The organism is Paracoccus sp. P2 (assembly GCF_046335115.1).
GTDB classification, from domain to species: Bacteria; Pseudomonadota; Alphaproteobacteria; order Rhodobacterales; family Rhodobacteraceae; genus Paracoccus; species Paracoccus pantotrophus.
In genome coordinates, this window is sequence record NZ_JBGOSN010000100.1 from 1 (window position 1) to 4,476 (window position 4,476).

The following is a 4,476-nucleotide window of genomic DNA, read 5'->3' on the forward strand; positions in this document are numbered from 1 at the left end:
GATCAAAGAAACCCATCTGCGTCATCGCTGCATCCCCTATATGCCGGTTCACCATGTCACGATATCGCAGCGCCAAGGTCAGGGCAATTTTTAGAGGTGCCCTTCAGTTGTTTCACCAATCGAGATCTTCGCCGCCGATGAGGTTGGCCGTCGTCGGCACTGGTCAGACGAGGACAAGATCCGGATCGTCGAGGAAAGCCTGCGCGGTTACCGGCAAGGCTCGACGACGGCGCGCCGGTATGGGATTTCGCGGTCGCTGCTTTCGATCTGGCGGCGTGAGTATCGCAGCGGAACGCTAGGTGCGCCGGAGGCTGGCCGCGGTTTCGTGCCGCTGGTTATGGAGAGCGCACCGTCTGCGCCAGCGGAGCAGCGTTCGCGGGAAGCCGATGATGCCCGGATCGACATCACGCTGACGAACGGGCGGCGCATGACGATTCCTGTTTCGCTGGCCCCTTCGCATCTGGCGGCGTTGCTGGCCGTGCTGGATCCGCGATGATCGCCTTTCCGGCGGGGGCGCGCGTGTGGATTGCAGGCGGGGTGACGGACATGCGGTGCGGGATGAACAGCCTGGCGCTGAAGGTCCAGCAGGGCCTGGGTCGCGATCCGCACGGTGGCGAGATCTTCTGCTTCCGGGGGCGCAAGGGTGACCTGATCAAGGTGTTGTGGCACGACGGGGTCGGCATGTCGCTGTATCTGAAGCGGCTGGAGGCGGGGAAGTTCATCTGGCCGGTGAGCCAGAATGGCTCAGCCGTTCCGGTTTCGGCGGCGCAGCTCGGCTATCTTCTGGAAGGAATCGACTGGCGCAATCCGCGCTGGACGCAGCGGCCTGCCTCGGCGGGTTGATAGCCAAAATACCCTTGTTTTATTGGACTATTCCGGGGTTTCGTGATAGGTCTTCGGCATGTCGGAGACCACCTCGGAGATCGCTGTCCTGCGCGCCGCACTCGCCGCGGCAGAGGCTCGCGCATCTGCCGCAGAGGACGCCTTGGTCGCCGCCAAGGGGGAGTTGACCCAGGTTCAGGCGATCGTCTCGGCCTCTGAAGACATGATCCGGCACCTCCGACTGCAGATCGCCAAACTCCGCCGCGAGCAATATGGCCATGGTGCCGAACGCCATGCCCGGCTGATCGAGCAACTGGAGATGCAGCTCGAAGACATCGAGACCGACATTGCCGATGACCGGGCCAAGGCCGAGGCGACGGGCCCGAGGGCGATGGTCGCGGCCTTCGAACGCCGCCGCCCAGCCCGCAAGCCGTTCCCCGGGCATTTGCCCCGCGAGCGCGTCGTGGTTAAGGCGCCGACTTCCTGCACTTGCTGTGGTTCGGCGCGCATCGTGAAGATGGGCGAGGACATCACCGAGACGCTGGAGGTGATCCCGCGGCAGTGGAAGGTCGTGCAAACCGTCCGCGAGAAGTTCACCTGTCGTGACTGCGAGCGGATCAGCCAGTCGCCGGCGCCGTTTCATCCGACCCCAAGGGGCCGGGCCGGGCCGAACCTGCTGGCCATGATCCTGTTCGAGAAGTTCGGCCAGCACCAACCGCTGAACAGGCAGGCCGAACGCTACGCGAAGGAAGGGGTGGAGATCAGCCTCTCCACCCTCGCCGACCAGGTCGGGGCTTGCGCGGTCGCGCTGCAGCCGATTCACGATCTGATCCGCGCCCATGTCCTCGGCGCTGAACGATTGCATGCTGACGACACGACCGTGCCGCTGCTGGCCAAAGGTGGCACGCAAACCGCCCGGCTCTGGACCTATCTGCGGGATGACCGGCCCTTTGCCGGTGGGGCGCCGCCGGCAGCGCTCTATTACTTCTCAACCGACCGCAGGAAAGAACACCCGACCCGTCATCTGGCGGGCTGGACCGGCACCCTGCAAGCCGATGCCTATGGCGGTTACAACGACCTCTACCATGCCAGCCACAGGCCCGCGCCGGTGCTGAGCGCGCTGTGCTGGTCGCATGCCCGGCGCAAGTTCTTCGAACTGGCGGATATCAAAGCTACAGCCCGCAAGGGCAGATCGGTGGCCGAGGAGATCTCGCCCATCGCGCTGGAAGCGGTCAAACGCTTCGACGCCATCTTCGATGCCGAGCGCGAGATCACCGGCCTGACCGCCGAGGCCCGCCATGACGCCCGTCAGCGGCTGGTGCGCCCGATGGTCCAGGATCTGCACAACTGGTTGCGGACCGAACGCGCCCGAATGTCGAAGCACAACCCCGTCGCCAAGGCGATCAACTACATGTTCGAGGAGGACGGCCGCTGGGACGCCTTCACCCGCTTCCTCGATGATGGCCGCATCTGCCTTACGAACAACGCAGCAGAACGCGCGCTGCGGGGCGTCGCCCTCGGGCGGAAAGCCTGGCTCTTCGCCGGATCTCCGCGCGGTGGCGACCGCGCCGCCTTCATGTACTCCCTGATCGTCACGGCCAGGATGAATGACGTCGACCCGCAGGCTTGGCTGGCCGATGTCCTTGCCCGGCTGCCGGACATACCCCTGTCGCGCCTGCCGGAACTTCTTCCCTGGAACTGGTCGCAAATACCGCAAAGGAGGGCCGCATGACCCTGATCGCCCGCCTCCGGATCCTTCTGAACGACGTCGATCCTCAGCCGATGCGCCATATCGAGGTGCCGCTGAAGATCAGGCTCGACCGGCTGCATGAGGTGGTCCAGGCGGCGATGGGCTGGACGGACACCCATCTCTACGAATTCAGGGCCGGGGGGGCGGGCTGGGGCGTGCCCGATCCGGACGGATTCTACGACGGCCCGATGCCCGCGAAGAAGGCGACGCTGCAAAAGGTGCTCGAGGATACCGGCGCCAGGACGCTCCAGTATGTCTACGACTTCGGCGATGACTGGGACCACAGCATCCACATCGAGCGGGTGAGCGAGGCCAGCCAGGGCGTGACCTATCCAAGGCTTCTGAAGGCCAGCGGGGCCTGCCCGCCCGAGGATGTCGGCGGTGCTCCGGGCTACGAGGAATTCCTCGAAGCCCTCGCAGATCCGAACCACGAGCAGCACGACGACATGGTCGGCTGGTCAGGTGCAACCTTCGATCCCGAAGATGCCAGGATCGACAGGATCGTCGAACGCTTTGACCAACTCGCGAAGAAATGGTCCCCGCGGCCCGGCAAGCCCAAAGCACCCAAGCCCACTCCCTGAGCACGGACACCCGTCCGCGGCCTACGCCGGATGGTTACGTTTTCTCTACGCCACTTTCAATCGAACCTCGCTAGCCCCTCCGCCTGTCTTGACCACCTCGATTTGAACCGGGATCCGGTCTTTCATTGCCTGGACATGGCTGATCACGCCCACCGTTCGCCCCTGCGCCTGNCAAGGACTGGTGCGCCATGGCGCGATCTGCCCGAAGAGTTTGGCAAGTGGTCCTCGGTCTACCGGCAGTTCCGGCGCTGGACGCTCGCCGGGCTGTGGGAGGACATCCTGGATGCCTTGAACCACGCGAAGCTCGCGCCCGACAAGCTCCAGATGGTTGATAGCACTGTGATCCGCGCCCATCATCATGCGGCGGGCGCAAAAGGGGGACTCCGAAAGAGGCTCTTGGCCGTTCGAGAGGTGGCTTCTCGACCAAGATCCATCTCCGCGTCAACGGCGCAGGCCTCCCGATGAGGACCGAGATCACGCCGGGGCAGGATTCCGACTACACCGGCTATGATATGGTGATGGCCGACAACCTGCCGCAACCAGCAGTTCTGGTCGCCGACAGGGGCTATGACTCTGATAAAATTCGGGAAGACATCGAGAGCCGCAACGCCCTGCCCATGATACCGATGCGAAGGAACCGAAGGGTGCGCAAGGCTGTCGACATGACCATCTACACCCTGCGCAACATGGTCGAGCGCTGCTTCAACAAGCTGAAAAATAGCCGCCGCCTTGCAACCCGCTACGACAAAACCGCCGAAAGCTTCCTTGGCTTCGTCGACGTCGCCTGCATCAGGCTCTGGCTCCGCCATTTGTCAACATGACCTATCTACAGATGACGCGGCAGCGATCTGCGGTGTCAGTCGTGCGACGATTTATCGTTACTTCAACCTGACACGAGAGCCGAAGGCCGAGCACGTCGCGGCAACGATTGAAGCGACGGGTTGTGATGCAAAGTGGCTGCTGACGGGCATACGAACTGCCGAACCTGAGCCGCCCCGCACGGATTATTATATTGATCTGTTTACTGCATTTTTGGCCGCTCGCACGGCGTATGAGGCATATGAACGGGCGTATCAGGACCCGTCAACGCGGCATTCGATACCGGCGGAAATCACGAGACGTGTTTATGAGGCTGGCAAGCGGCTGGACAAGGTTGGTGGTTACGAGGCGATGACAGGTGCGGTTTATGCGTTTTATCCGAATGACGATGACCGCCGCGTGGCTCTGTTGCACAAATCGCGTGAGGGATTCATCTCGCGAATCCAGGGTGGTAGCTGGGATGCATGAGCAGACCCATACCCCCGACCTACAAGACCAGGAACT

5 protein-coding genes and 1 pseudogene are annotated in these 4,476 nt (G+C 63.1%); all 6 read left to right on the plus strand.

Going from position 1 to position 4,476, the window contains the following annotated elements; genetic code table 11:
- Positions 1–124 precede the first annotated feature (124 nt).
- On the plus strand, positions 125–496 hold the full coding sequence (gene tnpA, locus ACDP63_RS24210; protein WP_409928801.1) for an IS66-like element accessory protein TnpA: 372 nt from the start codon (positions 125–127) through the stop codon (positions 494–496).
- Positions 493–843, plus strand: coding sequence for an IS66 family insertion sequence element accessory protein TnpB (tnpB, locus tag ACDP63_RS24215; RefSeq protein WP_112312267.1), 351 nt, complete (start codon positions 493–495; stop codon positions 841–843). The genes tnpA and tnpB overlap by 4 nt, the downstream gene beginning before the upstream one ends.
- A gap of 58 nt (positions 844–901) precedes the next feature.
- On the plus strand, positions 902–2,554 hold the full coding sequence (tnpC, locus tag ACDP63_RS24220; protein WP_409928798.1) for an IS66 family transposase: 1,653 nt from the start codon (positions 902–904) through the stop codon (positions 2,552–2,554).
- Positions 2,551–3,153, plus strand: a complete 603-nt coding sequence (locus ACDP63_RS24225; protein ID WP_409928799.1) for a plasmid pRiA4b ORF-3 family protein — start codon at positions 2,551–2,553, stop codon at positions 3,151–3,153. The genes tnpC and ACDP63_RS24225 overlap by 4 nt, the downstream gene beginning before the upstream one ends.
- 168 nt (positions 3,154–3,321) lie before the next feature.
- Positions 3,322–3,974, plus strand: a pseudogene (locus tag ACDP63_RS24230) (IS5 family transposase); the annotation flags it as partial.
- Positions 3,919–4,440, plus strand: coding sequence for a helix-turn-helix domain-containing protein (locus tag ACDP63_RS24235; protein WP_409928800.1), 522 nt, complete (start codon positions 3,919–3,921; stop codon positions 4,438–4,440). The pseudogene ACDP63_RS24230 and the gene ACDP63_RS24235, both read left to right, overlap by 56 nt.
- The last annotated feature ends 36 nt before the right edge of the window (positions 4,441–4,476 follow it).

Excerpts from the sequence above, each read along its gene's own strand:
- tnpB (WP_112312267.1), top strand. The coding sequence starts at position 493 with ATGATCGCCTTTCCGGCGGGGGCGCGCGTGTGGATTGCAGGCGGGGTG.
- tnpC (WP_409928798.1), top strand. The coding sequence starts at position 902 with ATGTCGGAGACCACCTCGGAGATCGCTGTCCTGCGCGCCGCACTCGCC.
- ACDP63_RS24225 (WP_409928799.1), top strand. The coding sequence starts at position 2,551 with ATGACCCTGATCGCCCGCCTCCGGATCCTTCTGAACGACGTCGATCCT.